Here is a 25,799-nt window from a genome sequence, read left to right as displayed (position 1 = left end):
ATGGCCCACTCCGACTGAGCGCTGTTCGGCGTGCGGGCCGCGAACAAGGCCGCGAGCCGCTGTCGGACCGTGCTGGGCGCCGGTCAGCGCGATCGGCAGCCCGCAGTCCGTCCCGGTGCTGCGGGCATCCGTGTGCCGCGGACGGCCGGTGGCCTTCGCCCCCGGGTCTACAAGCAGCGCCACGCTGCGGAGTGCGGCGTCGACCGGGTCGAACGCCACCGGGCGGCGGCCGCCCGCTATGACGGGCTCGCCGTCCGCCACCAGGCCACCGTCCACATCGCCGCGATCGACGAATGGCTGCGGCCCGCCTTGGAACACGACCTGGCCGACGCGCTGTGGGACGCCTACATCGCAGCGCCGGGCGACGCCCCGACTCTCCGGGAGACGACGTTCGGTGGTGACCGGGGGCTGCTGCCGTTCCGGGTCGATGACGACGCCGAGTCGGTCCACGTGTGCGCGATCACCTGGATCGGATAGCGCTTCTCCTGCTGTTGCAGGCCGGGCACGTCGCCCACACACCCTCCACCCGGGTGCGGCCCCCGTGGCCGAGCAGGGCCGTCAGAGCGGGTCGAGGCGGGCCTTGAGCAGGCAGAACTCGTTGCCTTCGGGATCGGCGAGGACGTGCCAGGACTCCTCTCCGGTCTGACCGACGTCGACGAGTTCGGCCCCGGCGGCCAGGAGGCGTTCGAGTTCGGCGTCCTGATCGCGGTCGGTGGCGTTGACGTCGATGTGCAGCCGGAGTTTCCCGTTCTTCGGCTCGTCGTTGCGACTGAGGATGATCGTCGGCTGCGGGCCGCCGAACCCTTCGCGCGGCCCTATCTCGATGCCGCCCTCGTCACGATCGAGCACTGTGAAGTCCAGGACCTCGCACCAGAACCGCGCCAGCACCTCGGGGTCGTGGCAATCGAGCACGAGCTCACTGATACGGCATGCCATTGACGAAACCTACTCTCAGCGTGGGAACTGCCGGGGTGGCCGCGCGAGGATCCCATGGGCTCCCCGCAGGGAGAACACTCTCGCGACCGTACCGGGCGAGGCGAGCGGAGGCGAGGTGATTTCGGGCCCCCGCCAGGCGAGGGCCGTAGGTCGCGCAGTAGGGCGGCCGACTTTGAGGCACGCCCCAGAACCCGTCCGCGCAGGGCGAGGCGGACCCTGGTGGCCGGTCCTCCTCGGGACCGGCCGAGGGCGCGATCGTCTGGTTCGTCCGGCCGGTGTCCCTCCGGCCGGTGCCGGCGGCGTCGGCACCGGCCCGGACCTGCTGCGGGGCCCGGTTGGACACGCCGTCCAGGGCGCGGAGGCGGGGGGACACCGCCTTTCGCGGCCCGCCACACCCTCGGCAACGCGGTGGACAAGTGCGCGCAGCACCCCGGCCCCGCCTCCACCGACGGGTTGGCGGGGGAAACATCCCACACCACGGGGCTGGGAAGCCCGTGGTGCACCGCACCTGCCCAGCGCGGGAAGGCGGAGGCGCGGGCGGACGCGGTGCCGGGGCGCCCTGATCGTCCACCGCCCTCTTGCCAGACCTATCGACTATCGATAGATTCCCATCGTGATTCGATCGAAGGAGAGGCGATGGGAAAACTGACAGTGCTCGCGCTGCGTGCAGTGCTCGCGGTGCTGCTCGCCGGTTCGGTGTTCGTGCAGGCGGTGATGGTGCCGCTGCTGGCCGTCGATCTGGGGGAGCTCGACGCGGATCTCGCCTACCTGCGCGTCCCGTTCCTCGTGATCACGGTCCTGGGCGTCGTGACGGTCCAGGTCGTCCTGGTCTGCGTGTGGCGGCTGGTGACGATGGTGCGGCGCGGAACCGTGTTCTCCCCCGCCGCCTTCCGGTACGTGCACGTCGTGATCGGTGCGATCGTGGCGGCCGCCCTCCTGCTGTTCGCGCTCGCGGTCCTCCTGGCGCCGGGCGACGCCGTCCCCCCGGGCATGATCCTCCTGATGTGCGGGGCCGTCGTGGCGGTCCTGGGGGTCGCGCTCATCGTGCTCGTGCTGCGGATGCTGCTCGCCCAGGCCATCGCGCGCGACGTCGAGGCGGCGCGGATGCGGGCCGAGCTGGAAGAGGTGATCTGATGCCGATCGTCGTCGACATCGACGTGATGCTGGCCAGGCGGAAGATGTCCGTGGGCGAGCTCGCGGAGCGTGTCGGGATCACGCCCGCCAACCTGGCGGTGCTCAAGAACGGCCGTGCCAAGGCGGTGCGCTTCACGACGCTCGCCGCGCTCTGCGAGGCGCTCGAGTGCCAGCCGGGAGACCTGCTGCGCTGGGAGGCCGAGGGCGCCGCGGACGGGTGAGGCCGGCCGTCGGCGGCAGTGGCCGGGGCAGACGCGTCGCAGGTCCCGGAGGCCGTCCGGAGCTTCTCCGCCGGGCTGTGGGACGGCTCGCCCTCTCCTGGGAACCCCGCCGCTACGGGCTTTCCGGTGGGCTGCCGACTTTCCGCCGAGCCGCCATCTGATGTGACTTGAGACACGTTGGGGATGATTTGACGGGAAGTTCTCTGCGGCAAATCATGACATGTCACTTGCAAAGGGTCACTGAATAACTCCCCTGTGTTATTCACTTTCGGAAAAAGCGCCCCCCGTCGTCCGGTGATGTGGCTAGATGGAGCGCGAACACAAAACGTGTTCGGCGAAGTACCCATTGTCGATCCGGGTCGGACCCCCCGATGCTCCGATCCGTTGTGAGGAGAACGACCGTGCTGAAGAAGACCCTCGCCGTCGCCGCCGTCGCCGCCGCCGCGAGCATGACCCTGACGGGCACCGCTCTCGCCCACTCGGGGGACGACGTCATCACCTCCGGCACGGGCTCGGTCCTGAGCGGCAACCAGCTCGTCGCCGACGCCAACGTCCCCGCCAACGTCTGCGGCAACGCGATCGCCGTCCTCGGCCTCGCGGGTGCCGGATGCTGGACCTCCGGCGCCGGCGTCATCGACTAGCCCCCGGCCTCCCCGGCATCGGCACCCCCCGGCCCGCACGGCCACGCCGATGTCAGAACAATCCTGGTGACGTCCGCTGAACGGCCGACGCCGACCTCTCCCGGTCGGCGTCGGCCGTCGCCGTCTCCGCGGTGGCGCGCCCCGCGTACAGTCGGCTACCGACCGGCGAGTAGCCTAGGGCGTGTCCGACGGACCGTTCCGGATTCGGGGCCGCCACACCGCTGTCTTCGGAAAACACCCGGCAAGCATGCCCAGCCGTCGGCAGGTCCGGTACCAGAGTGGACTGGAACGAACTCCATGAACACGGCGCATGACACACGCCAGCGTCCCGCCCGGCTCTCGGTCGGGGTCATCGGCCCGGGCCGGGTCGGATCGGTTCTCGGAGCGGCGCTGGAACGCGCCGGACACCGGGTCGTCGCGGCCACCGCGGTCTCCGAGGCGTCACGCTCCCGAGTCGCGGCACGCCTGCCCGACGCACGGATCGGCGAACCCGCCGAAGTGGTCGGGGCAAGCGACCTCGTCCTGCTGACGGTGCCCGACGACGCTCTCGCACCGTTGGCGAGCGGGCTCGCCACGACCGGCGTCGACGTCGCCGGAAAACTCGTCGCGCACGCCAGCGGAGCACACGGCCACGGCGTGCTCGCCCCCCTCACCAGGGCGGGAGCACTGCCGCTCGCCCTCCACCCGGTGATGACCTTCACTGGCCGGGACGAGGATCTCACCCGCCTGGCCAACTGCTCCTTCGGGGTCACCTCACCCGAACCGCTCCGCCCCATCGCCGAGGCGCTCGTCGTGGAGATGGGAGCCGAACCGGTGTGGATCGCCGAGGAGTACCGGGCGCTCTACCACGCGGCCCTCGCAGGAGGTGCGAACCACCTCGTCACCCTCGTCACCGAAAGCGCGTCACTGCTGGCCCTGGCCGGGGTCGACCATCCGGGCCGGATGCTCTCGCCGCTGCTGGGAGCGGCACTGGACAACGCGCTGCGCCTCGGTATCGACGGCCTCAGCGGGCCGGTACTGAGAGGCGACGCCGACACCGTCGCCACGCACATCGCCCAACTACGCGAGCACGCCCCGGAGAGCGCCGCGAGCTACGTCGCGCTGGCCCGCCTCACCGCGGACCGCGCGCTCGCGGCGGGCCTGCTCAAACCCCAGGACGCCGAGCGGCTGCTCGACGTCCTCACCTGACACGCATACTTCCCGACGACCGACGGAGACCAGCCGTGACCGAATCGACCGACTCCGCACACAGAACCCCGGTCGTGACCCGCACCGCCGAGGAGCTCCGGGCACTGCGCCCGAAACTGGGCCGCCTCGCCCTGGTCCCCACCATGGGAGCCCTGCACGCCGGGCACCGCAGCCTCATCGCCGCGGCCCGCGAGCACGCCGACTCGGTGGCCGTCAGCATCTTCGTCAACCCGTTGCAGTTCGGCCCGAACGAGGACTACGACCGCTACCCCCGCACCTTCGACGCCGACCTCCTCGCCTGCTCGGAGGAGGGGGTGGACGTGGTCTTCGCGCCGCCGGTGGAGGTCATGTACCCCGACGTGGACAGGAGCAGGGAGGACCTGGGGCAGATCGTCACCGTCGACCCCGGTCCCATGGGCCGGGTGCTGGAGGGCGAGTTCCGTCCCGGCTTCTTCCGGGGCGTGCTCACCGTGGTCAACAAGCTGTTCAACCTCGTCCGCCCCGACGTGGCGGTCTTCGGGCAGAAGGACGCCCAGCAGTTGGCCGTGGTGCGCCGCATGGTCCGGGACCTGTGCCTGCCCGTCACCGTCCTGGCCGGACCGACCGTGCGCGACCCCGACGGCCTGGCCACCTCCAGCCGCAACGTCTACCTGAGCGACCAGGAGCGCGCCAGCGCGTTGGCGCTGTCCAGAGCGCTGTTCGCGGGAGCCGACGCCGCCGCCTCGGGGCCCGCCGGAGTACTGGCGGCGGCCCGCGCGGTGCTCGGTGAGGCGGTGCACGTCACACCCCCGGTCAGCGTCGACTACCTGGCGCTCGTGGACCCCGCCACCTTCGTCGAGGTCGACGGCGACTACCGGGGCGAGGCCGTGCTCGCGGTGGCCGCGTGGGTGGGCGAGACCAGGCTGATTGATAACGTTCCGCTGACGCTGTGAACTGTCGTCTTCCCGCCACCGAGGGAGCTTCGTCGTGAGTACGAGCCCTGCCCCGCTGCCGCTTCGGCTGACCGCGCCGGAGCCCGGATGGACCATCGAGGCCGACGTGGTTGTCGTCGGCTCCGGAATCGCCGGGCTCAGCACCGCGCTGCGCTACGTCGAACGGACCCGCTCGGGCCGGGTCGTGCTCGTCACCAAGGACCTGCTCGCCAACGGCTCCACCCGCTGGGCGCAGGGCGGCATCGCCGCGGCCGTGGATCCCGGCGACGACCCGCTGGCGCACCTGGTCGACACCGTCGAGGCGGGGGCGGGACTGTGCGACCCCGAAGCGGTCCGGCTCCTGGTCGACGAGGGCCCCGAGGCGCTGCGCTGGCTCATCGCCCAGGGAACCGCCTTCGACCGGACCGAGAGCGGGGAACTGTCGCTGACCCGCGAGGGCGGCCACCGCGCCGACCGCATCGCGCACGCCGGGGGCGACGCCACCGGCGCGGAGATCGAACGCGCCCTGGTCGACGCGGTCCGCGCCCGGGACCGCATCGAGCTGATCGAGCACGCCTTCGTCCCCGACCTGCTGCTCGGCGCCGACGACCGGGGCGGGTCCCGCGTCCACGGCATCACCGTGCACGTCATGGGGGAGGGGGAGCGCGACGGGGTGGGGGCGGTGCGCGCCGGAGCCGTCGTCCTGGCCACCGGCGGAATGGGGCAGGTGTTCGCCTCCACCACCAATCCCGGGGTGTCCACCGGTGACGGACTGGCACTGGGACTGCGCGCCGGGGCCGAGGTCCAGGACCTGGAGTTCGTCCAGTTCCACCCGACGGTGCTGTGGCTGGGCCCCGACGCCAGAGGCCGCCAGCCCCTCGTGTCGGAGGCGGTGCGCGGCGAGGGCGCGTTCCTCGTGGACGTGCGGGGCCGCCGGTTCATGGCGGGCGCCCACGAGCTCGCGGACCTGGCACCCCGCGACGTCGTGGCGCGCGGTATCGCCCGCGCGATGGCCGAGACCGGTGCCGACCACGTCTACCTGGACGCCCGCCACTTCGGCGCGGCCAGGTGGGAGCGCCGCTTCCCGACCATCCTCGCCTCCTGCCGCGCCCACGGCGTCGACCCGGTCACCGACCTCATCCCGGTCACCCCCGCCGCCCACTACGCCTCCGGGGGAATCCGGGTCGACCACGACGGCCGCACGGCCGTCCCCGGGCTCTACGCGGTCGGCGAGGTCGCCCGCACCGGCGTGCACGGCGCCAACCGGCTCGCCTCCAACTCCCTGCTCGAAGGGGTGGTCTTCGCCGACCGTATCGCCGCCGCGCTGGCGGAGGAGCGCCCGCCCGCCACCGTCCCCGCCCGCCCCGGACGTCCCGGTCCGGCCGGTCTGGCCGACCCGGCAATCCTGCCGGAGCTGCGCGAGATCATGTCCCGGCACGTCGGCGTGCGCCGCGAGGCCGGGGGACTGGCCACGGCGGCGGAGGCACTGGCGGAACTCGCCGCCCGCGACACCGCCGACGTGCCGCCGGGCGTGCCCGCATGGCAGGCCGCCAATCTGCTCACCGTCGCCTGGGCGCTGGTGCGGGCGGCGGCACGCCGGTGTGAGACCCGCGGCTCGCACTGGCGGTCCGACCACGAACAGCCGTCCGCCGAGGCACGCTCCCGGACCTTCGTCCTCGACGGTTCGGGGATCAGGGAGGAGAGGTCGATGCGTCCCTACACGCTTCCCGCGCAACTGGTCGAGGAGCTGGACCGGATCACCGTTCCGGAGGCCATGCGGCGCGGGGCCGCCCCCGGCCGGTCGGGCGAGCGCCCCGCCGCCTGGCACGAGGAGCTGGTGCGCACGGCGCTGGCCGAGGACCGCTCCGGGGAGCAGGTCGACGTCACCACCGTCGCCACCATCCCCGCCGCCCAGACCCGCACCGCCGACGTGGTGGCCCGCCGCGACGGGGTGGTCGCCGGGCTGCCGGTGGCCGAACTGGTGTTCCGGACGGTGTGCGGGGGCGTGCTGGAGGTGGTCCGCCACGCAGCCGACGGTGACCCCGTCAAGAGCGGCGACGTCCTCATGACCGTCACCGCCCGCACCCGCGACCTGCTCACCGCCGAACGCACCGCGCTGAACTTCCTCACCCACCTGTCGGGCATCGCCACCGCCACCCGCGCCTGGGTGGACGCCGTGGCGGGGACCGGCGCGGCGATCCGGGACAGCCGCAAGACCCTCCCCGGGCTGCGTGTCCTGGAGAAGTACGCGGTCCGCTGCGGCGGCGGCGTCAACCACCGCTTCGGGCTGGCCGACGCGGCCCTGGTCAAGGACAACCACGTGGCCGCGGCCGGAGGGGTGTCCGAGGCGGTGCGGGCGGTGCGGGAACGCTTCCCGGACACGCCGCTGGAGGTCGAGGTGGACCGCATCGACCAGATCGAACCGGCGCTGGCGGCCGGGGCCGAGGAGATCCTGCTCGACAACTTCACCGTGCCCCAACTGCGCGAAGCCGTCGCCCTGGTGGCCGGTCGGGCGCGGCTGGAGTCCAGCGGCGGGCTCACCCTCGACCGCGCGGCGGATGTGGCGGCCACCGGAGTGGACTATCTTGCGGTTGGCGCGCTGACCCATTCCAGTCCCGCTCTGGACATCGCGCTCGATCTCCGCGAGACCCCCTGACCGGCACAGCAATCCCCTTTGGTAGGTCCCCATGCTGCTCACGATCGATGTCGGCAACTCCGACACCGTCTTCGGTCTGTTCGAGGGCGAGGATCTGTTGGAACACTGGCGAGTCTCCTCCAAGGGACGACGTACGTCCGACGAGTGGGCGGTGGTCGTGCAGGGACTGGTGCACTCCGGTTCGCTGCTGCGCAACCACATCGACGGCATCGCCATGTGCTGCACCGTGCCCGCGGTGCAGAACGAGATGCGGCAGATGTTCCGCCGGCACTACGGGGACGTGCCCGCCGTCATCGTCGAACCCGGCGTCAAGACGGGGGTGCCGATCCGGATGGACAACCCCAAGGAGGTCGGCAGCGACCGCATCGTCAACGCGCTGGCGGCGGTGCGGCTGTACGGCGGTCCGGCCGTGGTCGTGGACTTCGGCACCGCCACCACCTTCGACGCGGTCAGTGTCAGGGGCGAGTACGTGGGCGGCGCGATCTCCCCGGGCATCGACATCTCGGTGGAGGCGCTGTCCCGGCGCGGCGCGCAACTGCACATGGTCGAGATCGTCAAGCCCCGCTCGGTCATCGCCAAGAACACCACCGAGGCGCTGCGGTCGGGCATCGTCTACGGGTTCGCCGGTCAGGTCGACGGCATCGTGGACCGCATGGCCCAGGAGCTCACCGACGACGTGGACGACGTCACCGTGGTGGCCACCGGCGGTCTGGCGCCCCTGGTGGTCGACGAGTGCGAGACGGTCGACGTCCACGAGCCCTGGCTGACCCTCATCGGCCTGCGCATGGTCTTCGAACGCAACACCTGATCAGCGGTTGTGGCGCTGGGCGCGCAGCCCGGGAAACACCTCGGCCGGGTGGTCGAAGGCCCGGTCGCCGCGGACGGGGACCGAACCGGTGCGCGGGGCGACCGCCTCGCGTTCGGTCCGCGCGTCGAACTTCCGCATGGCCGAGGTGATCAGTTCGTCGTCGATCGTCCTGCCCGTGCACCAGCGGCACACGCCCTCTGCTCATGAATGGCCGCGTTCCCCGGGCCGATAGGATCGGCTGTGTGAGCGAAGTACTGGATGATCTGCCGGAACAGATGCGGGTTCGCCGCGAGAAGCTGGACCGACTGCGCCAGGAGGGCGTCGACCCCTATCCGGTCGCCTTCCCGCGCAGCACGACCGTCGCGGAGGTCCGGGCCAAACACGGCGACCTCGCGCCGGACACCCACACCGGTGAGCGCGTGGCGCTGGCCGGACGGGTCATGCTGTACCGCACCGGGGGCAAACTGTGCTTCGCCACGATCCGGGACGCCTCCGGCGACCTCCAGATCATGCTGTCCCTGGACAGGGTGGGTGCCGACCGCCTGGCGGACTGGAAGGGCGACGTCGACCTCGGCGACCACGTCGGCGTCGAGGGAGAGGTCATCACCTCCCGGCGCGGTGAGCTGTCGATCCTGGTCGACTCCTGGACGCTGACCGCCAAGTGCCTGCGTCCGCTGCCGGAGAAGCACAAGGGCCTCACCGACCCCGAGGCGCGGGTCCGCCAGCGCTACGTGGACCTGATCGTCAACCCCGAGGCACGGGAGATGGTCACCCGCCGCGCCAGGACGGTGCGCGCGCTGCGCGACGGGCTGCACGACCGCGGCTACGTCGAGGTCGAGACCCCGATGCTGCAGCAGGTGCACGGCGGGGCCACGGCGCGTCCCTTCGTCACCCACATCAACGCCTACGACCTTGACCTTTACCTGCGCATCGCGCCCGAGCTGTACCTGAAGCGGATGGTCGTGGGCGGGGTCGAGCGGGTCTTCGAGATCAACCGGAACTTCCGCAACGAGGGTGCGGACTCCACGCACAACCCCGAGTTCACGATGCTGGAGTTCTACCAGGCCTACGCCGACTACAACGTGATGGCCGAGATCACCCGCGACCTCATCCAGGAGGCCGCCACCGCGGTCTTCGGCACCACGGTGGTCCGGCGCGGCGACTCCGAGATCGACCTGGGCGGGGACTGGCCCGAGACCACCCTGTACGGGGCGGTCTCCGAGGCGGTGGGCGAGGAGATCACCCCGCGGACCCCGCTGGAGACCGTGCGCAAGCTGGCCGACGCGCGCGGAGTCGAGTGGAACCCGGAGTGGGGGCAGGGCAAGCTCGTGGAGCACCTGTTCGAGGAGTTGGTGGAGCACACCCTGGTCCAGCCGACCTTCGTGCGCGACTACCCGGTCGAGACCAGCCCGCTCACCCGTCAGCACCGCGAGGACCCGCTGCTCACCGAGAAGTGGGACCTGATCGGGTTCGGCATGGAGCTGGGCACCGGCTACTCGGAACTGGTCGACCCGGTCGAGCAGCGCCGCCGCCTCACCGAGCAGTCGCTGCTGGCCGCCGGGGGCGACCCCGAGGCGATGCAGTTGGACGAGGACTTCCTGCGCGCCCTCGAATACGCCATGCCGCCCACGGGCGGTGTCGGTGTGGGAATCGACCGGCTGCTGATGGCCTTCACCGGAAAGAACATCCGCGAGACGATCCTGTTCCCCCTGGTGCGCCAGGCGGAGAAGTGAGCGGAGCGGCCCGTTCGCGCGTGTCATCCGCGTGTCCGAGCGGGCCGCGTGCGTGGCCGACCCCGGCCAGAATCGCCCCAAAACCCCGAAACACCTGTCCGGAAGACCGCCCTGGGAATATTGTTTGATCTTTTGGGGGCGGTCTTCCGCAATGGTGGCGGATGTTGTTCCCGCAGGTCACGGCTTCTGTGCAGGTTCTTTCCACGCTCTTTTGTAACTGTTTGCGTCTGCCTTGGTACGGTTTGTAGCCAAATGGCCCTTGACGGTCTGTCGTCATCCGCTTAGCGTTTTGCGATGGGTGGAGAAATCCGCTCGTCCGTCGTGGAGGGCCACAACAGATAAGCGAGGGGGCGAGGCGGTCACAGCCGTTTCGATCACTGTCTGGCGAGCACATCCGCGCGCGTTCTGTCCGTCCCAGACCGCCGCGAGTGGGTGCTCGGAGCCCAAACACATCGGTCCCGCCGTTCCGGTGCCAGGGGATGGCGTGCGGCCGAAGTGGCGCAGAGTTTCGAGAAAAGCACCCAAAGTGCGAACCAAAAAGCCTCGTATTTCATCTCAATGTGTGTCTTCGCGGCGATTGAGTCGTTGTTCCGCACTCACCAGGATGGATGAGGAGGACGGAGTGGAACAGGCCACACTCGTACGTCAGGCGACCAGCAAGGAGTCGAACGGGTCAGCTCTGCGAGACTGCTGCCTCGTGCCCGCTCAGGCCCGGGAGCACGACCTGGACGCCGGGATCGTGCACGCTGGTGGACTCAACGAAGCCGACCTCCAGATGCTGGCCGAGATCGCCACCGGTGTCACCACCGACGTGGCGGCGCGCCGCCTGGAGTTGAGCGCACGCACCCTGCGTCGCCGGCTCCGGTCGGTCTGCGACCGGCTCGGGGTCAACACCCCCATCGAGGCGGTCGTGTGGGCCGCCCGCCGACACCTGATCTGATCCCCGCACGCCGAAGCCCGCCCCGTGGTGCGGTGGAGAGCCGCCCGGTCGTCCTGACCGACACGTCCGCTCCTCGTCGCGGAACGCGGTGAGTCCGCGTCAGACGGGGGACGGGCAGCACGGTGCCACGGTCGCGGACCGGATAGGCTGGCTCGGCGATGACAACAGAAGAACCGATCACCGTCCGCCGGGCGCGGACCCGCGACGTCGTCCACATCCGTCGACTCATCGACATCTTCAGCGGGGAGCGTCGTGTGCTCTCCAAGAGCACGGTCACCCTGTACGAGGACGTCCAGGAGTTCTGGGTGGCCGAACTCGGCGACGGGGAGAACGCCAAAGTCGTCGGCTGCGGTGCGCTGCACGTGCTCTGGGAGGACCTGGCCGAGGTGCGCACCGTCGCCGTCGATCCGGTGGTGCAGGGACGCGGCGTGGGCCACCGCATCGTCTCCGCGCTGCTGGACACCGCCCGCGAACTCGGCGTGCGTCGGGTCTTCTGCCTCACCTTCGAGACCGAGTTCTTCGCCAGGCACGGCTTCACCGAGATCAACGGCACACCCGTCTCGGCCCGCGTCTACGAGGAACTGCTGCGCTCCTACGACGAGGGCGTCGCCGAGTTCCTCGGCCTGGAACGGGTCAAACCCAACACCCTCGGCAACGTCCGCATGCTGCTGCACCTGGATCCCTGAACCGTCCGGTCCGGCGGTCCGGGAGGCCCCGGACCGAGCCCTCCCGGACGTGTCCTCGCTAGAGCAGCCGCAGTTGCCGGTCCTTCGGACGTCGCCGGCTGGCCGACTCCGCGTCCACCCGCATGGTCAGCGCCGGGTCGAGCGCGGCCAGGAACGGTGAGGCCGCCGCGTCGTACGCGGTCCCGCGCCGGGTGCGCCTGCGCGCCCGGGACAGGTACAGCCGCCGCTGCGCCCGGGTGAGGCCCACGAAGAACAGGCGGCGCTCCTCGGCCTCGTCACCGCGCTCCTCCCCCGGGAAGCGGAACGGCAGCAGTCCGTCCTCGCAGCCCACCAGGAACACCACCGGGTACTCCAGTCCCTTGGCCGCGTGCAGGGTGAGCAGCGACACCCGGTCGGCGCGCGGGTCCAGGGCGTCCACCTCGGCGCCCAGCGACAGCGCGGAGAGGAACTCGGCCAGGTCCGTCCCGCACCGCTCGGCCAACGGGGTCACCAGTTCGCCCGCGGTCATCAGGTCCGTCACCCGCCGCTCGTTGTCGGCGTAGCGGCGGCACAGCGCCCCCACGGCGGAGCGCACCCGTTCGACCACCGGCCCCTCCGGATGGTGCGGCAGTTCGGCGGTGAGGATCCGCACCTCGGGCCGGGCCAGCAGCCGGTCGTGCGAGCGCTTCTGGAACGGGATTCCCGAGGTGTTGAACGCGCTGATGACCGCCTCGCTCTGGGCGTCGGTGCGGTACAGCACGCAGATGTCGCTGAAGGACAGCGACTCGTCCCCGTCCTCGGTCACCCGGCCGCTGTCCAGCGAGTGCAGGGACGTCCCCCCGAGCAGGCGGTCGATGGCCCGCGCCACGAAGGACGCCTCGGCGTGCTCGTCGGCGGCCACGTGGACGCCGATCCGCGGCGGGTCGCCGAACTCCCCGACCGCGCGCAGCGCCCGTCCCGGCACCAGCGAGGCGGGGGCGATGGCCTGCACCGCCGCGTTCACGATGGTGGAGTTGGACCGGTAGTTGCGGACCAGTTGGACCGTGCGGGCGGTCGGGTAGTCCTCGGTGAATCGCAGGAAGAATCCCACGTCGGCGCCTCGGAAGCCGTAGATGGCCTGGTCGGGGTCGCCGATCGCGGTGAGGTTCGCCTCCGGTGCGGCCAGCAGCCGCAGCAGCGCGTACTGCGTCTCGTCGACGTCCTGGTACTCGTCCACGCTGATGTGCGTCCAGCGCCTGCGGTAGTGCGCGGCGAGTTCCCCGTCGGCGGACAGCAGCCGCACCGGGACACGGATCAGGTCGGTGAAGTCCACCAGGTCCGCCTCGCGCAGCCGGGCCTCGAACCGTGCGATCTCGTCGTCGGTGGTGTCGTGCGGCTCGGTGTCGCGGCGGGCCAGCAGCCGCCGTCCGTCAGCGGAGGAGCCCGCGACCTCGGCGGCGAGCTCCTGGCGCAGGCTCTCGTCGACGACGGTGAAACGCGCGCCCAGCCCGGCGCGTTCGTGCTGCTCCCGCAGGATCAGCGCACCCAGGCCGTGCAGGGTCGTGATCGTCATCGCCGCGGCGCGCTCGGCGAGCAGGGCGCGCAGCCGCTCCCGCAGTTCGTCGGCGGCCCGGCGGGTGAAGGTGATGGCCAGGCACTCCTCCGGGAGCACCCCGCGCTCGGCCACCAGGTGGGCGATCCGGTGCGTCAGGGTGCGGGTCTTGCCGGTGCCGGGACCGGCCACGATGAGCAGCGGACCGGCCGTGTGCTCGGCCGCCGCGCGCTGGTCGGGGTCGAGCCCGTCCAGCAGGCTGTGCGGCCGGGGGCGGGGGGACGTCTCCTCCTCCGGGAAGAGCGCGGGCTCGGCGTCCTCCTCCGGTGGCTTCCCGGGAGCCCCGTCGGCGGGCGGTGCCGGTCGGCGCGGTCCGCGTCGGGGAGGGGTCGGAGCCGGAGGCGGGACGAGTTCGTGCTCGGCGAACAGCGCCATCGTGGCGGCCTCGGCACGCAGTTCGTCGGGGTGGAACATGCGGATGACCCCGTACTCGCCGTCGTATCCGGCCTCCCGGACGACCTCGCCGCGCCGCAGCCGGGCGATCGCCTCACCGAGCAGTTCACCGCCGACCCTGGTCACCTCGTCCAGGGGCACCGAGTTCAGAACGGCGAGTTCCGGACCGAGTTCGGCCACCAGTCGGGTCACCTCGCCCGTGACCCGCTTGCTCTTGGGGCCCACGCCCACGATCTCACTGACGATCTCGGGAAGGGGGACCAGATTGGTGAAGTCCGCCGCTTCCGGCACCCGGTAGCCCTCCGGGCGGTCGGCGAGTTCGCTCACCCGGTGGAACACGCCGACCGTCAACGGTTTCCCGCACACCGGGCAGCGGCCCCTGTGCTCGCGGGTGGCCTCGGGATCGAAGCGGATACCGCACTTGCGGTGCCCGTCGAGGTGGTACTTTCCCTCTTCGGGAAAGAACTCCACCGAACCGCGGAATCCCGCTCCGGTCTCCAGCGCCCGCCGCACCGCGTAGTAGTCCAGATCGGTGTCGAACCGGGTCGCCTCGCGTGCCAGCATCGGCGGTGAGTGCGCGTCGGAATTGCTGACCAGGGTGTAGGAATCCAGCGACGACACCATCCAGTTCATGGCCGGGTCGCTGGACAGTCCGGTTTCCACCGCGAAGATGTGGTCGGCCAGGTCGGCGTAGCAGTCGGCGATGGCGTCGAACCCCGACTTGGACCCCAGTGCGGAGAACCAGGGCGTCCATATGTGCGCGGGGACCAGATAGGAGCCCGGATCGCTGGCGAGGGTGATTTCCAGCAGGTCCCTGGAGTCCAATCCGAGAATGGGACGGCCGTCGGAGGCGAGATTGCCGATCCTGCCCAGATCGGCGGTGATCGCTCCCGCGGCGTCCAGCGACGGTGCGTAGAGCAGGTGGTGCACCTTGCGGGTGCGGTCGTCCCGCTTGTAGATCGTGGAGATCTCCACCGACAGCATGAACCGGGGCAGGGCGTGGCAGTTGGGCGGCAGGGTCCGCAGGATGCGCGACTCGATTTCGGGGCGCAGCCGGAACAGGCCCGGCTCGGCCGGAACCAGATCGCGTTCCAGTTCGGCCCGCCAGGCCGGGTGAGTGAAATCACCGGTTCCCACCAGAGCGATCCCCTTGCGGGCGGCCCACCACGCGAGATGCTCCAGGTCGCAATCCCTGCTGCAGGCCCGCGAGTACTTGGAGTGGATATGCAGATCGGCGTGGAACTCCACGACGGGGTCCTCCCAAAGCCCATGGCGGTGGGCGTCCCGGTGATCGCATGCGTGTCGCGCCGGGGCCCGCCGGTCCGTCCGGTCACCCTGCAACGATCCCACAACTTCCCGGTGGAGCGGTCGTTAAAGCCGTGTTGGACGGCGGAGCCGATAGGGAGCGGTAATCTGTGCAATGAGGACAAGAAGGTGGGCGGGTCTTGTCCGGACAGGCTGTTGCGGAACGCTTTGCAAGCGTCTCCGAGTTTATTGCGGTGTCCACCCGGGGTCGGCCGTTCGAGTTCCATGTCGGCTACACGCCGTTGCCTTTTGGCCCGGTGTGCGGGGTGTTTTAGGCTGAGTGAGATCCCGACGGGCCTTTAGCCGCTTCCTGGACGGGCTAAACAGGACGCGGATCCCCGGTGGAACGTCTCGGTGGCCCGCCCGCGATGACCTGGGCCTGTTGTCGGTCGAAGTCGTCCCGCCGCGGGACCGGCCGGACATCCCCTGCCCGGGGCAATCGCTGTATAAAGGAACGGCCAGGAGAAGGGTGCGTCTGATGTGGGACGTATTGTCAGCACTGATCCCTCCCGCTGTTGTCGCGACAGTGTTCTGCGTTGCCATCTACACCCTGCTGCGTAAGGAGATGGCGCCCAGAACTTCGGACGGGAGACTGGTCGAGGAGGTCGAATCGGCGTCGCCGCAGCGGGCGGACGGCAAAGCCGCCGCCGATGGCGACGCAAAGGAAGCGGAGGACGCTTCCGGCGAAGTCCACGGGAGCAAGGAAGAGACCGACGGCCGCTAAGCGCTGACATCGCGGAATGTCACACTGACGGCTGTGTTATGAACCGCCGGGCGGGTTCTCGCCGCCTGGACCCGACCCATGCCCGAATGTTTTTCCCGCTACCTTGCCAGGCGTCCGAAAGTAACTTTATTCGGGGCAGTGCGAATTGTCTTTCCTATGTGTGCGGTATAGCTTTATATTCAATGATCGTTAACGCCCTTCTCTGCTGAGAAAGGACTCTGGCATGGCACAAAAGGTTCAGGTGCTTCTCGTCGACGACCTCGACGGGGGTGAGGCCGAGGAGACGGTCTCGTTCGGAATCGACGGATCCTCCTACGAGATCGACCTCAGCGGTGACAACGCGGCCAGGCTCCGTGCCGCGCTCGCACCCTTCGTCGAGGCCGCCCGCAAGGCCCCGAGCAAGCGCAACGCCACGCGCGGTAAGCAGCGCAGCACGCCCAGTCGCGAGCGCAGCGCCGAGATCAGGGCCTGGGCCAAGGCCGCGGGCAAGCAGGTCAACGAGCGGGGGCGCATCCCCCAGTCGATCATGGACGAGTACCACGCCGCCCAGCGCTGAGCCGCGGGGGCCGCGGCGGATTCATGCCTCGCCGCTGAGGGCGTGAATCAGGCTCCGCAGGGACCGTCCGCATCCCCCGGCGCCCGGGAGGCGTTGTTCGCTGAGAGCAAATAATCCCGCGAACACGCATCACGGCCCGTGTTCTCTCACGTCGAGGAGAGGCACGGGCCGTTCGCTTGCGGCGTACTCGGAACACATGAGGGGCGATCGGTAGTTGGATGAGGATGAACGCCCTATCGTCGGGGAAAGTCTCTTGGCATAGCACCGTGTGAAGAGATCGGTGGTGGGTGTATTCGTGTGGCCGTCCGGGAAGCCGGTCGGCGCGGTGTAGACGGGTGCGAAAGTGCCCCCGGAGGATCCCTTTCGCCTCAGGGGGCCGATAGGCGGAAAAGTGAGGGTCGGAACTTCCGTCCCTGCCTGACCGCTCTGTGAGGAGCGACGAGACATGTTCGAGAGGTTTACCGACCGCGCACGGCGCGTGGTTGTCCTGGCACAGGAAGAAGCCAGGATGCTCAACCACAACTACATTGGCACGGAGCACATCCTGCTCGGCCTCATCCACGAGGGCGAGGGCGTCGCGGCCAAGGCTCTGGAGAGCCTCGGCATCAGCCTCGAAGCCGTCCGCCAGCAGGTTGAGGAGATCATCGGTCAGGGGCAGCAGGCCCCGTCCGGCCACATTCCCTTCACGCCCCGTGCCAAGAAGGTCCTGGAGCTCTCGCTGCGCGAGGCGCTCCAGCTCGGCCACAACTACATCGGTACCGAGCACATCCTGCTCGGCCTCATCCGCGAGGGCGAGGGCGTCGCGGCCCAGGTGCTGGTGAAGCTGGGCGCCGACCTCAACCGGGTGCGCCAGCAGGTCATCCAGCTACTCCACGGCTACCAGGGCAAGGAGCCGCAGGCCGCGGGAACGGCCTCGGAGTCCGCTCCGTCCACCTCCCTGGTCCTGGACCAGTTCGGCCGGAACCTGACCCAGGCTGCCCGCGAGAGCAAGCTCGACCCGGTCATCGGTCGCGACAAGGAGATCGAGCGGGTCATGCAGGTGCTGTCGCGGCGCACCAAGAACAACCCGGTCCTGGTGGGCGACCCCGGTGTCGGCAAGACCGCGGTCGTCGAGGGCCTGGCCCAGAAGATCGTCAAGGGCGAAATCCCCGAGACCCTCAAGGACAAGCAGCTCTACACGCTCGACCTGGGCGCTCTGGTCGCGGGCAGCCGCTACCGGGGTGACTTCGAGGAGCGGCTGCGCAAGGTCCTCAAGGAGATCCGCTCCCGGGGCGACATCATCCTGTTCATCGACGAGCTGCACACGCTGGTCGGCGCGGGAGCCGCTGAGGGCGCGATCGACGCGGCCTCCATCCTCAAGCCGATGCTGGCCCGCGGTGAGCTCCAGACCATCGGCGCGACCACGCTGGACGAGTACCGCAAGTACCTGGAGAAGGACGCCGCGCTGGAGCGCCGCTTCCAGCCCATCCAGGTCGACGAGCCCACGATCTCGCACACCATCGAGATCCTCAAGGGCCTGCGCGACCGCTACGAGGCGCACCACCGGGTGTCCATCACCGACGGCGCGCTGGTGGCCGCCGCCCAGCTGGCCGACCGCTACATCAGCGACCGCTACCTGCCGGACAAGGCGATCGACCTGATCGACGAGGCCGGTTCGCGCATGCGCATCCGCCGCATGACCGCTCCGCCGGACCTGCGTGAGTTCGACGAGAAGATCGCCAAGGTGCGTCGCGACAAGGAAGCCGCGATCGACGCCCAGGACTTCGAGCGGGCCGCCGCGCTGCGTGACGACGAGAAGCGGCTCCAGGCCAAGCGTGCCCAGAAGGAGAAGGAGTGGAAGGCCGGCGACATGGACAGTGTCGCCGAGGTGGACGAGGAGCTCATCGCCGAGGTCCTGGCCACCGCCACCGGCATCCCGGTCTTCCGGCTCACCGAGGAGGAGTCCTCCCGCCTGCTGCGCATGGAGGAGGAGCTGCACAAGCGCGTCATCGGTCAGGAGGACGCCATCAAGGCGCTCTCCCAGGCCATCCGGCGCACCCGTGCGGGCCTGAAGGACCCCAAGCGTCCCGGCGGCTCCTTCATCTTCGCCGGACCGTCCGGTGTGGGTAAGACCGAGCTGTCCAAGACGCTGGCGGAGTTCCTGTTCGGCGACGAGGAAGCGCTGATCCAGCTCGACATGAGCGAGTTCATGGAGAAGCACACGGTCTCCCGCCTGTTCGGCTCGCCTCCCGGCTACGTCGGCTACGAGGAGGGCGGTCAGCTCACCGAGAAGGTGCGGCGCAAGCCGTTCTCGGTGGTGCTGTTCGACGAGATCGAGAAGGCCCACGGCGACATCTTCAACTCGCTGCTCCAGGTTCTGGAGGAAGGACGTCTCACCGACGCCCAGGGCCGCAACGTCGACTTCAAGAACACGATCATCATCATGACCACCAACCTGGGCACCCGGGACATCTCCAAGGGCCAGCCCATGGGCTTCGCGCGGGTCGACGACACCAAGACCAACTACGACCGCATGAAGGCCAAGGTCAACGAGGAGCTCAAGCAGCACTTCCGCCCCGAGTTCCTCAACCGTGTCGATGACACGATCGTGTTCCACCAGCTGACCGAGAAGGAGATCTTCGCCATCGTCGACCTGATGGTGGCGCGGCTGGACGAGCGGCTCAAGGACCGCGACATGGGCATCGAGGTCCGGACCAACGCCAAGAAGGTCCTCGCCGAGCGGGGCTACGACCCGGTGCTGGGCGCCCGGCCGCTGCGCCGCACGATCCAGCGCGAGGTCGAGGACGCCCTGTCGGAGAAGATCCTCTACGGCGACCTCAAGGCCGGACAGATCGTCATCGTCGACGCCGAGGGCGAGGGCGCCGAGGCCAGGTTCACCTTCCGCGGCGTGCCGAAGCCCCAGGCGGTTCCTGAGACCGCCGAGGTGGGCGCGCAGCAGGGCTGACGGCGGCGCGGCCCGCACCGCGTCGGCGCACAACCGAGAGAGTGACAAGGGGAGAGGGGCGGTCCCAGGGCCGTCCCTCTCCCCTTGCCGTCCGTTCCGGGGCGGGGCGGACAGACCGCGCGACCGGACGGTTACGGATATCGGTCTTTGGCGGACGGGGCCGTGGCGGTAGGGTCTGCGCCTGTGAACCATCCTTCGCAACAGCCCTTCGGCTCCCAGCCTCCCGGAGGCGGGCCGCAGCCCTGGCAGCCCCAGGGGCCTCCGGTGTACCAGGGGGCGCCCGGACCGCACGGGCAGTACCCGCCGGGCCCGTACCACCAGCAGCCGGGGACGCCTCCCCCCACCGGACGGGGCGGCTCCGGAGCGCTCGGCTGGATCATCGGCTGCTCCGCCGGGGCGCTCCTCCTCGCCGTCGCCGCGGTGGTCGTGGTCGTCGTCGTCCTGAACACGGGTGGTGGCAGCGGTGAGGCGGGCTCCGGAACCCGCCCCGAAGCCGCCCAGGGGGCGGAGGAGCCGGGGGACATCCCCGGCGTGCGCACCTTCGAGGTCCCCTCCTACAACCACGTCGAGGGGACGGTTGACTACCCGCAGCACCCGCCCGTCGGCGGTGACCACAACTCCGCGTGGCTGAACTGCGGGATCTACACCGAGCAGATCCTCGCGGAGAACGCCGTGCACTCCCTGGAGCACGGCGCGGTGTGGATCACCCACGACCCCGGCCTCGACGCCGGTCAGGTGGCGGCCCTGCACGCGCTGTACTCGCCGGGGGACTACATCATCATCAGCCCGGCTCCGGACCTGCCCGCCCCGGTGGTGCTCTCCGCCTGGGGCAAGCAGCTCACCGTGGACGACGCCGAGGACGGACGGGTGGTGGACTTCCTCCGCGAGTACGTGCAGGGACCGCAGACCCCGGAGCCGGGAGCGGCCTGTTCGGGAGGTGTGGGCGCACCGAGCGGCTGAGCCGGTGCGGCAGGCGCGGGCGGATCAGCTCGGCAGCGCGTAGTCGCCCGTCTCCAGCGGGTCGACCAGACCGTCGGCGACCAGGCCGTCGAGGGCGCGCTCCCGCTGGGCGGCCTCGTCCCACACCGCGTCCAGCACGGACTTGGGCACCGGCCCCGGAGCCTCCCGCAGTACCGCCAGCAGCCTGCCGCGCACCTGGCGGTCGGTTCCCGCGTAGCGCTGTCCCCGCCGCGGCGGACCGTCGTGCGGGGGTTTTCCGGCCAGCACCCAGGCGCACCGGTCCACCACCGGGCACTCCCCGCACCGGGGGTTGCGCGCGGTGCACACCAGAGCGCCCAACTCCATCACCGCGACCCCCCAGCGTGCCGCGACCGCGGGCTCCTCCGGCAGCAGCGACTCGGCGAGCCGGTACTCGGCCCCGGTGGGGGCCTTGGGCGGATACTCCCGGCCGTTCACCACCCGCTCCAGGACCCGCCGCACGTTGGTGTCCAGTACGGCGTGCCGCTGCCCGAACGCGAAACTGGCCACCGCCGCCGCGGTGTAGGCCCCCACACCGGGCAGGGCCAGCAGGTCGGCGTGCGAGCTCGGCACCTCACCGCCGTGCCGCTGCACGATGGTCGCGGCGCAGGCGTGCAACCGCAGCGCGCGGCGCGGGTAGCCGAGCCGGCCCCACATCCGCACCGCCTCACCGGCGGGCTCGGCCGCCAGGGCGGCGGGGACGGGCCAGCGTTCCAGCCACGCCTCCCAGGCCGGGAGCACGCGGGCCACCGGTGTCTGCTGGAGCATCACCTCGCTCACCAGAACGCCCCACGGGGTCGCGTCGTCGGCCCGCCAGGGAAGGTCCCGGGCGTTGACGTCATACCAGGCGAGAACGGCTGTGCGGTAGGGGTTTGCGGTCATAGGCAATCAGAAGTCCAGCGGCGGGTCGGGTAGGTGTAAAACTCCGGAAGCCGGGATACTTACGCCCATGGCTTCGGGACCGGTGAGCAGAGCGACGTACTGGCGGCGACGTGTCTTCCTGTTGGTGGGGCTACTCGCGGTGCTGACGGTGATCGTGCTCGCGTTCCGGCCCTTCGCCGACGAGGACGACGCGTCCGACCCGACGAGCACCGATTCCACCGCCGAGCCGGACTCCCCCGGCGAGGGGCCGGTGGATCCCAGTATTCCAGCCTCTCCCTCGGCCGACGCCGGTTCCGACGACGAGGACGCTGCCGGGGGTGACGACGAGGACGGCGCCGGCGACGGCGCCGGGGGCGACGGGGACGGCGGGGACGGCGGCTCCGCCGGTGGAGCCGCCGGGGGCGCCGTCGCGGGTGGCTCCGGCGGGGGCGGGAGCGGCTCCGCCGGGGGCGGCGGCTCCCGGCCCACCGCGGCCCCCTGCCGCCCCGGGGACGTGGTCGTGACCGTCGAGTCGGACAGGGACGACTACGCCGCGGGCGTCCATCCCGCCTTCACCCTCACCCTGGTCAACACCGGCACGAAGACCTGTACGGCCGAGGTGGGCACGAAGACCCTGGAGCTGCGCATCACCTCCGGCGACGACCGCATCTGGTCCAGCCTCGACTGTGTGGAGAACCGGACCGCCGAGCCGGTGGAGCTGCGCCGGGGCGTCCCCCACGACGTCGAGATCACCTGGGACCGCACCCGCTCCTGGCGGGACTGCCGCGACGACGTCGTCCACGCCCGCCCCGGCACCTACGTGGCCAAGGTGTACAGCGACTACGAGACCTCCGGGTCCCAGGTGTTCCGGCTCCACTGACGCGGCCCGGCGCTCAGTTGGGGCGTCGCCGCAGCGAGATCTGCGCGTTGGCGCCGGTGTCGGGGCTGACCACCACTTCCTGACCGGCGGCGATGCCGTCCACGACGAACTCGGCGTCCACCGGGACGGTCCGCTTGACCAGTCCCAGGGCGATGGGGCCCAGTTCGAAGTGGCGGGCGGAGGAGCCGACAGTGCCCACGGTGCGGCCGTCGAGTTCGATGGCCGCACCGCGCTCGGGCAGCCGTTCGGCGGTGCCGTCCAGGTGCAGCATCACCAGGCGGCGCGGCGGACGGCCCAGGTTGTGCACCCGCGCCACCGTCTCCTGGCCGGGGTAGCAGCCCTTCTCCAGGTGCACGGCGGAGCCGATCCAGCCCGTCTCGTGCGCGATCGCGCGGTGGTCGGTGTCCAGGCCGAGGCGGGGACGGTGCGCGGCGATCCGGCGCGCCTCGTAGGCCCACAGCCCCGCGGGACGGGCACCGGCGGCGGTCAGCGCCTCGGTGACGGTCTCCAACGCCGTGACGGGAAGGAAGAGGTCGGTCTCGTCCACGGCGGGGCGCAGCGGAGTCCCCGGCGGCAGGGTGTCGCGGACCGCGTCCAGGACGGCGGAGCGCTCGGGACCCGCGACGGTCACGACCGCGCGCTCGTCACTGAGGTCGGCCACCTCCACCCGCAGCATGAACCGCATGGAGTCCAGGAAGGCGGTGAGTCCGGCGGCGGTTCCCGGTTCCACGTGCGCCCACAGCGCGGTGCCGTCGTCCACGACGGACAGGTGGTGCAGCAGACGTCCGTTGGCGTCCATCACCAGGGACTCGGTGGCGGTTCCGGGAGCCAGGTCCCTGAGGAGCTGGCTGGTGAGGTCGTTCAGCCACCCCAGCCGGTCGGGACCGGAGACGCGGACAACACCCCGGTTGCTCCGGTCGATCCAGCCCGAGCCGCGTTCCAGGGCGCGTTGCTCCTGGACGGGCTCCCCGTAGTGGGCGGCGATGTCGGTGTCGGGAGTCTCGGCGGCCACCGCGCCGGGACGCTTGAGCAGCGGCGAAGTCATGTCTGTGAGCCTACGTCCCCCCGGCCGCGGCGGGCCGGACGTCCTCCCCCTCTCCTCGGCGAAGGCAGTCGGAAAAAAGTATTTGCCCTGATCACTCCTGTCCGCGTAACGTCGAAGGCACGCGAGAAAGGAGGTGGTCCGAAAGTGATTTCTTTGCGGACACGCGAGGTGTTCGTCCGCTAGGGCGACCACGATCGGATCGCCCTGGCGAATCCACGGTGGACACCCGGACCCTCGGGTGGCCGGCCTTGTCCGACCGGCCCCGGCGCGAGCCGGACAAGATGCCCGAGGGTCCGCCCATGTCCGGGGACGTCCCGCCTCACGACTTCGGAGCCACCCGCTTGAGTTGAGCGGACATGTACGACTGGAGTTCGTGGCCGTCGGCCGCCAGGTCCCAGGCGTATCCCAGGGTCTCGTGGTTGTCGCCGAACAGCCCGTACAGCCGGTGGCTCGCGGCGACCGGGAGTCCCGTCTCCGTGCGCATCACGACGTCGGTGCGCATCTCCACGCGGTACGCGAAGATCGTGCCGAGGTAGACCTCGCTGAACCCCTCGGGGTGGGAGATCAGCACCTCAAGGTGCACCGGAGGCTGCTCGTCGTCCTTCTGCTCGGCGGAACCCCCCTCCTCCGCCTCGGCGTCGCCGCCCAGACGGACCCGCCAGTACCCCGACTCCGAGGTCACCGGTTCCCCCAGTGAGCCGTCCGCGTTGATCCGCCAGACCCTGCTCCGGTAGTTCAGGTAGGGATGGCCGTCGTGGGTGAACTCGATCTCCTGACCGAACTGGAATCCCTCGACGCCGGGATAGCCCGCGACGCCGACCCCCTCCCACCGGCCCAGGAGGAATGACAGTTTCGCCAGTTCCGGATGAATCTCAGGCTGCATAGTGTCCGAGACTAGCGGCGTCGGAGCACCCTTCCGTACCCGCCGAGGTTCCGAACGGATCCGGACATCACCCTTCCCACCACGGTCTTTGTTGTCTTCTCCGGCAACGTCCATCCGTCATTCGCGCAGGCGTCGTCCGTTTCGGGTATCACTGGAGTCGTTCCCGGGCGACACCGCTGTGGCCCGATCCCGTGACAGACCCTGGTAAAGAAGTAAGGAACGGACGAGGAACACGCGACCATGGGTAGCCTGCGGCGAGTGACAACGGAGAAGAGGCGTCTTCCATGCTGGTGATCGGAATTGCCCTCCTTGTCGGCGCGGCGATTCTGGCACCATTGGGCTTTCTCGCCCTCCGACGCTGGTCGCACCAGCGTGCGCTCGCCGAACTCCGCCCCAGGGCGTTCGCCGCCCTGGCCGGCAGCGAGGTCACCCTGCACGGTCTGGCGGCGGCGGGACCGGGAGGGGTCGTGGAGTCCCGACTGGCCGGAGTCGAGTGCGTCTGGCACGGGCACGAGGTGGTGCGGCACTACGCCACCTGGCGCACCACGGAGGGGACGGGGGAGCGGCAGCAGGTGCTCGGCGACGACTCGATCGCCGACTACGGCTTCCCCGAACCGTTCGCGATCACCGGCTCCCACGGAGGGCGGCCGGGCGAGCCGCCGATTCTGGTGGACCCGGGGGAGGCCGACACCACAGGAATCAACCTGTGCCTCCAGCGTGTGGTCAGCCGCCCGCAGCGCGGCGTTCCCGCTCCGGCCGACGACCTGCTGGGGCGGGTCAAGGGCCGCATCTCGGGGGTCTTCCGGGGCGAGACGATCGAGTTCGAGTACCGGGAGCGCGCCATCCGGGCCGGTGACCCCATCGTCGTGCGCGGCCGGGTGGAGTTGCGGGGCGGCCGTCCTGTGGTGGTCGCCCCCCACGACGGCCGCCTCAGCATCGAGCACGGCGAGGAGGCGCCGCCGCCCGTGTCCGGGCAGCCCGTCGCCCGCGCCCTGCTGCTGGGCGGCGGCGCGCTCGTGTCGGGGGTGGCGGGCCTGCTGCTGACCCTGGGCGGCTGAGCCCCGGGACCTTTGCCGGCGCCCCGGTGGCCCGGTCAGGGGCGCAGCAGGGTGCGCGTCCAGCGGCCGGACCCCTCACGGGTGTAGCGCAGACGGACGTGCTCGCGGTTCCGGGCGGCCTGCCAGAACTCGACGCTTTCGGGTTGCAGCGTGTAGAGCGTCCAGTCGGGCGCCACGGTGCCGGGATCGGCGGCGATCCTGGCCCGCGCCTCGGCCACGGCCACGGCACGCTTCTCGGAGTCCAGCGGCTCGCTCTGCCCGCCCGCGAGGGCCTCGGCGCGCGCGTCCGGGGAGCGGGCCAGGAAGTCCGCGGCGCTGCGCTCCGGCGGTTCGGGAACCACCGGCCCGCGCGCCCGGATCTGGCGTCCCTGCTTCGCCCAGTAGCAGGCGATCGCCGCATTGGGGTTGGCGGCCAGGTCGCGGCCCTTGGGGCTGGCGGAACTGGAGGCGAAGCGCCAGCCCGCCTCGTCGACGTCCTTGAGGATCAGGAACCGCGAGGACGGACGGCCCGCCACGTCGGCGGTGGCCAGGTTCACCACGTGCGGTTCGGGGACCCCTGACCGCAGGGCCAGGTCCAGCCACTCCGTGAACAGCGCCACCGGGCTGTCGGGGGCCTCCGCCGGGTCGAAGCCGGGCAGGTCGGTGTCGAACATCCGGATCGCGCGCAGTCGGTCGCGTAGCGGGACGTGTTCGGTGTGGTCGCTCATGGTCACCGATTCTCACGCCTCCCGCCGTCGGCGCGGGTTCT

At 70.6% G+C, this 25,799-nt stretch carries 24 protein-coding genes; 17 read left to right on the top strand and 7 right to left on the bottom strand.

Features of this window, described 5'->3' with window-relative positions; all coding sequences use genetic code 11:
• Nucleotides 1-30 precede the first annotated feature (30 nt).
• Entirely contained in the window at nt 31-477 is a 447-nt protein-coding gene (locus NI17_RS18385) for a hypothetical protein (protein WP_211329478.1), read from the top strand.
• 81 nt (nt 478-558) lie between these two features.
• Here the strand turns inward: NI17_RS18385 and NI17_RS18380 are convergent, their stop codons facing one another.
• Entirely contained in the window at nt 559-936 is a 378-nt protein-coding gene (locus tag NI17_RS18380; RefSeq protein WP_068691135.1) for a VOC family protein, read from the bottom strand.
• 636 nt (nt 937-1,572) lie between these two features.
• Between NI17_RS18380 and NI17_RS18375 the strand changes: the two genes are divergently transcribed.
• The 7 genes from NI17_RS18375 to NI17_RS18345 all read left to right on the top strand — a co-directional run bounded on the left by NI17_RS18375 (nt 1,573) and on the right by NI17_RS18345 (nt 8,495).
• The gene (locus NI17_RS18375; protein ID WP_068691132.1) at nt 1,573-2,070 is read left to right on the top strand and encodes a DUF2975 domain-containing protein; all 498 of its coding nucleotides are present in this window, start codon (nt 1,573-1,575) and stop codon (nt 2,068-2,070) included.
• The gene (locus NI17_RS18370) at nt 2,070-2,291 is read left to right on the top strand and encodes a helix-turn-helix domain-containing protein (protein ID WP_068691130.1); all 222 of its coding nucleotides are present in this window, start codon (nt 2,070-2,072) and stop codon (nt 2,289-2,291) included. The genes NI17_RS18375 and NI17_RS18370 overlap by 1 nt, the downstream gene beginning before the upstream one ends.
• Nucleotides 2,292-2,692: 401 nt before the next feature.
• Nucleotides 2,693-2,932, top strand: coding sequence for a chaplin family protein (locus NI17_RS18365; protein WP_068691128.1), 240 nt, complete (start codon nt 2,693-2,695; stop codon nt 2,930-2,932).
• A gap of 297 nt (nt 2,933-3,229) precedes the next feature.
• Nucleotides 3,230-4,120, top strand: coding sequence for a Rossmann-like and DUF2520 domain-containing protein (locus tag NI17_RS18360; protein WP_068691127.1), 891 nt, complete (start codon nt 3,230-3,232; stop codon nt 4,118-4,120).
• A gap of 35 nt (nt 4,121-4,155) precedes the next feature.
• On the top strand, nt 4,156-5,052 hold the full coding sequence (gene panC, locus NI17_RS18355) for a pantoate--beta-alanine ligase (protein WP_068691124.1): 897 nt from the start codon (nt 4,156-4,158) through the stop codon (nt 5,050-5,052).
• Between the two features lie 34 nt (nt 5,053-5,086).
• Nucleotides 5,087-7,687 (top strand): L-aspartate oxidase, encoded by a 2,601-nt coding sequence (locus NI17_RS18350; RefSeq protein WP_119268028.1) that lies wholly within the window; start codon nt 5,087-5,089, stop codon nt 7,685-7,687.
• A gap of 31 nt (nt 7,688-7,718) precedes the next feature.
• Nucleotides 7,719-8,495: a type III pantothenate kinase gene (locus NI17_RS18345; RefSeq protein WP_119268027.1), complete on the top strand. Its 777-nt coding sequence runs from the start codon at nt 7,719-7,721 to the stop codon at nt 8,493-8,495.
• Here the strand turns inward: NI17_RS18345 and NI17_RS18340 are convergent, their stop codons facing one another.
• The gene (locus NI17_RS18340) at nt 8,496-8,687 is read right to left on the bottom strand and encodes a hypothetical protein (RefSeq protein WP_068691120.1); all 192 of its coding nucleotides are present in this window, start codon (nt 8,685-8,687) and stop codon (nt 8,496-8,498) included. It lies immediately after the preceding gene.
• An 11-nt stretch (nt 8,688-8,698) separates the two neighbouring features.
• On the opposite strand from NI17_RS18340, the gene lysX reads away from it, so the two are divergent.
• The 3 genes from lysX to NI17_RS18325 all read left to right on the top strand — a co-directional run bounded on the left by lysX (nt 8,699) and on the right by NI17_RS18325 (nt 11,854).
• A complete protein-coding gene (gene lysX, locus NI17_RS18335) occupies nt 8,699-10,228 on the top strand; it encodes a bifunctional lysylphosphatidylglycerol synthetase/lysine--tRNA ligase LysX (protein ID WP_068691118.1) in 1,530 nt (509 codons plus the stop codon).
• Nucleotides 10,229-10,850: 622 nt separating this feature from the next.
• Nucleotides 10,851-11,168 (top strand): helix-turn-helix domain-containing protein, encoded by a 318-nt coding sequence (locus tag NI17_RS18330; protein ID WP_170163070.1) that lies wholly within the window; start codon nt 10,851-10,853, stop codon nt 11,166-11,168.
• Nucleotides 11,169-11,326: 158 nt separating this feature from the next.
• Complete coding sequence (locus NI17_RS18325) at nt 11,327-11,854, top strand: amino-acid N-acetyltransferase (protein ID WP_068691114.1); 528 nt, start codon at nt 11,327-11,329, stop codon at nt 11,852-11,854.
• Nucleotides 11,855-11,912: 58 nt separating this feature from the next.
• Here the strand turns inward: NI17_RS18325 and NI17_RS18320 are convergent, their stop codons facing one another.
• Nucleotides 11,913-15,065 carry a UvrD-helicase domain-containing protein gene (locus NI17_RS18320; protein ID WP_068691112.1) on the bottom strand — a complete coding sequence of 1,051 codons (3,153 nt, stop codon included), beginning with the start codon at nt 15,063-15,065 and terminating at the stop codon, nt 11,913-11,915.
• 535 nt (nt 15,066-15,600) lie between these two features.
• On the opposite strand from NI17_RS18320, the gene NI17_RS18315 reads away from it, so the two are divergent.
• From NI17_RS18315 to NI17_RS18300, 4 genes are all read left to right on the top strand, one after another.
• On the top strand, nt 15,601-15,846 hold the full coding sequence (locus NI17_RS18315) for a hypothetical protein (RefSeq protein WP_068691110.1): 246 nt from the start codon (nt 15,601-15,603) through the stop codon (nt 15,844-15,846).
• 223 nt (nt 15,847-16,069) lie between these two features.
• Nucleotides 16,070-16,402, top strand: coding sequence for a histone-like nucleoid-structuring protein Lsr2 (locus NI17_RS18310; RefSeq protein ID WP_068691108.1), 333 nt, complete (start codon nt 16,070-16,072; stop codon nt 16,400-16,402).
• A 445-nt stretch (nt 16,403-16,847) separates the two neighbouring features.
• Nucleotides 16,848-19,346 (top strand): ATP-dependent Clp protease ATP-binding subunit, encoded by a 2,499-nt coding sequence (locus NI17_RS18305; RefSeq protein ID WP_119268025.1) that lies wholly within the window; start codon nt 16,848-16,850, stop codon nt 19,344-19,346.
• A gap of 183 nt (nt 19,347-19,529) precedes the next feature.
• Nucleotides 19,530-20,306: a DUF3105 domain-containing protein gene (locus NI17_RS18300; RefSeq protein WP_234401907.1), complete on the top strand. Its 777-nt coding sequence runs from the start codon at nt 19,530-19,532 to the stop codon at nt 20,304-20,306.
• Between the two features lie 24 nt (nt 20,307-20,330).
• On the opposite strand, the gene NI17_RS18295 is transcribed toward NI17_RS18300, so the two are convergent.
• Nucleotides 20,331-21,206: an HhH-GPD family protein gene (locus NI17_RS18295; RefSeq protein WP_068691101.1), complete on the bottom strand. Its 876-nt coding sequence runs from the start codon at nt 21,204-21,206 to the stop codon at nt 20,331-20,333.
• A gap of 82 nt (nt 21,207-21,288) precedes the next feature.
• Here NI17_RS18295 and NI17_RS18290 point away from each other — a divergent pair, with 82 nt between their 5' ends.
• The gene (locus NI17_RS18290) at nt 21,289-22,065 is read left to right on the top strand and encodes a hypothetical protein (protein ID WP_234401906.1); all 777 of its coding nucleotides are present in this window, start codon (nt 21,289-21,291) and stop codon (nt 22,063-22,065) included.
• Between the two features lie 13 nt (nt 22,066-22,078).
• Here NI17_RS18290 and ygfZ read toward each other — a convergent pair whose 3' ends face one another.
• Both ygfZ and NI17_RS18280 read right to left on the bottom strand, forming a co-directional pair.
• On the bottom strand, nt 22,079-23,110 hold the full coding sequence (gene ygfZ / locus NI17_RS18285) for a CAF17-like 4Fe-4S cluster assembly/insertion protein YgfZ (protein ID WP_068691097.1): 1,032 nt from the start codon (nt 23,108-23,110) through the stop codon (nt 22,079-22,081).
• A gap of 319 nt (nt 23,111-23,429) precedes the next feature.
• On the bottom strand, nt 23,430-23,993 hold the full coding sequence (locus NI17_RS18280) for a nitrobindin family protein (RefSeq protein ID WP_068691095.1): 564 nt from the start codon (nt 23,991-23,993) through the stop codon (nt 23,430-23,432).
• A 284-nt stretch (nt 23,994-24,277) separates the two neighbouring features.
• Between NI17_RS18280 and NI17_RS18275 the strand changes: the two genes are divergently transcribed.
• Nucleotides 24,278-25,051, top strand: coding sequence for a hypothetical protein (locus NI17_RS18275; RefSeq protein WP_068691093.1), 774 nt, complete (start codon nt 24,278-24,280; stop codon nt 25,049-25,051).
• Nucleotides 25,052-25,086: 35 nt separating this feature from the next.
• On the opposite strand, the gene NI17_RS18270 is transcribed toward NI17_RS18275, so the two are convergent.
• Complete coding sequence (locus NI17_RS18270; RefSeq protein ID WP_068691345.1) at nt 25,087-25,758, bottom strand: pyridoxine/pyridoxamine 5'-phosphate oxidase; 672 nt, start codon at nt 25,756-25,758, stop codon at nt 25,087-25,089.
• Between the last annotated feature and the right edge of the window lie 41 nt (nt 25,759-25,799).

Source organism: Thermobifida halotolerans (assembly GCF_003574835.2).
Classification (GTDB): Bacteria; Actinomycetota; Actinomycetes; order Streptosporangiales; family Streptosporangiaceae; genus Thermobifida; species Thermobifida halotolerans.
Note: the sequence above shows the minus strand (reverse complement) of the source record. Positions and strands in the feature narration are given on the sequence as shown.

Coding starts and splice junctions, on each gene's coding strand:
- NI17_RS18270 (WP_068691345.1), bottom strand. CDS start 25,758: ATGAGCGACCACACCGAACACGTCCCGCTACGCGACCGACTGCGCGCG.
- lysX (WP_068691118.1), top strand. CDS start 8,699: ATGAATGGCCGCGTTCCCCGGGCCGATAGGATCGGCTGTGTGAGCGAA.
- NI17_RS18305 (WP_119268025.1), top strand. CDS start 16,848: ATGTTCGAGAGGTTTACCGACCGCGCACGGCGCGTGGTTGTCCTGGCA.
- NI17_RS18315 (WP_068691110.1), top strand. CDS start 15,601: ATGTGGGACGTATTGTCAGCACTGATCCCTCCCGCTGTTGTCGCGACA.
- NI17_RS18310 (WP_068691108.1), top strand. CDS start 16,070: ATGGCACAAAAGGTTCAGGTGCTTCTCGTCGACGACCTCGACGGGGGT.
- NI17_RS18360 (WP_068691127.1), top strand. CDS start 3,230: ATGAACACGGCGCATGACACACGCCAGCGTCCCGCCCGGCTCTCGGTC.
- NI17_RS18375 (WP_068691132.1), top strand. CDS start 1,573: ATGGGAAAACTGACAGTGCTCGCGCTGCGTGCAGTGCTCGCGGTGCTG.
- NI17_RS18280 (WP_068691095.1), bottom strand. CDS start 23,993: ATGCAGCCTGAGATTCATCCGGAACTGGCGAAACTGTCATTCCTCCTG.
- NI17_RS18380 (WP_068691135.1), bottom strand. CDS start 936: ATGGCATGCCGTATCAGTGAGCTCGTGCTCGATTGCCACGACCCCGAG.
- ygfZ (WP_068691097.1), bottom strand. CDS start 23,110: ATGACTTCGCCGCTGCTCAAGCGTCCCGGCGCGGTGGCCGCCGAGACT.
- NI17_RS18275 (WP_068691093.1), top strand. CDS start 24,278: ATGCTGGTGATCGGAATTGCCCTCCTTGTCGGCGCGGCGATTCTGGCA.
- NI17_RS18295 (WP_068691101.1), bottom strand. CDS start 21,206: ATGACCGCAAACCCCTACCGCACAGCCGTTCTCGCCTGGTATGACGTC.
- NI17_RS18370 (WP_068691130.1), top strand. CDS start 2,070: ATGCCGATCGTCGTCGACATCGACGTGATGCTGGCCAGGCGGAAGATG.
- NI17_RS18325 (WP_068691114.1), top strand. CDS start 11,327: ATGACAACAGAAGAACCGATCACCGTCCGCCGGGCGCGGACCCGCGAC.
- NI17_RS18345 (WP_119268027.1), top strand. CDS start 7,719: ATGCTGCTCACGATCGATGTCGGCAACTCCGACACCGTCTTCGGTCTG.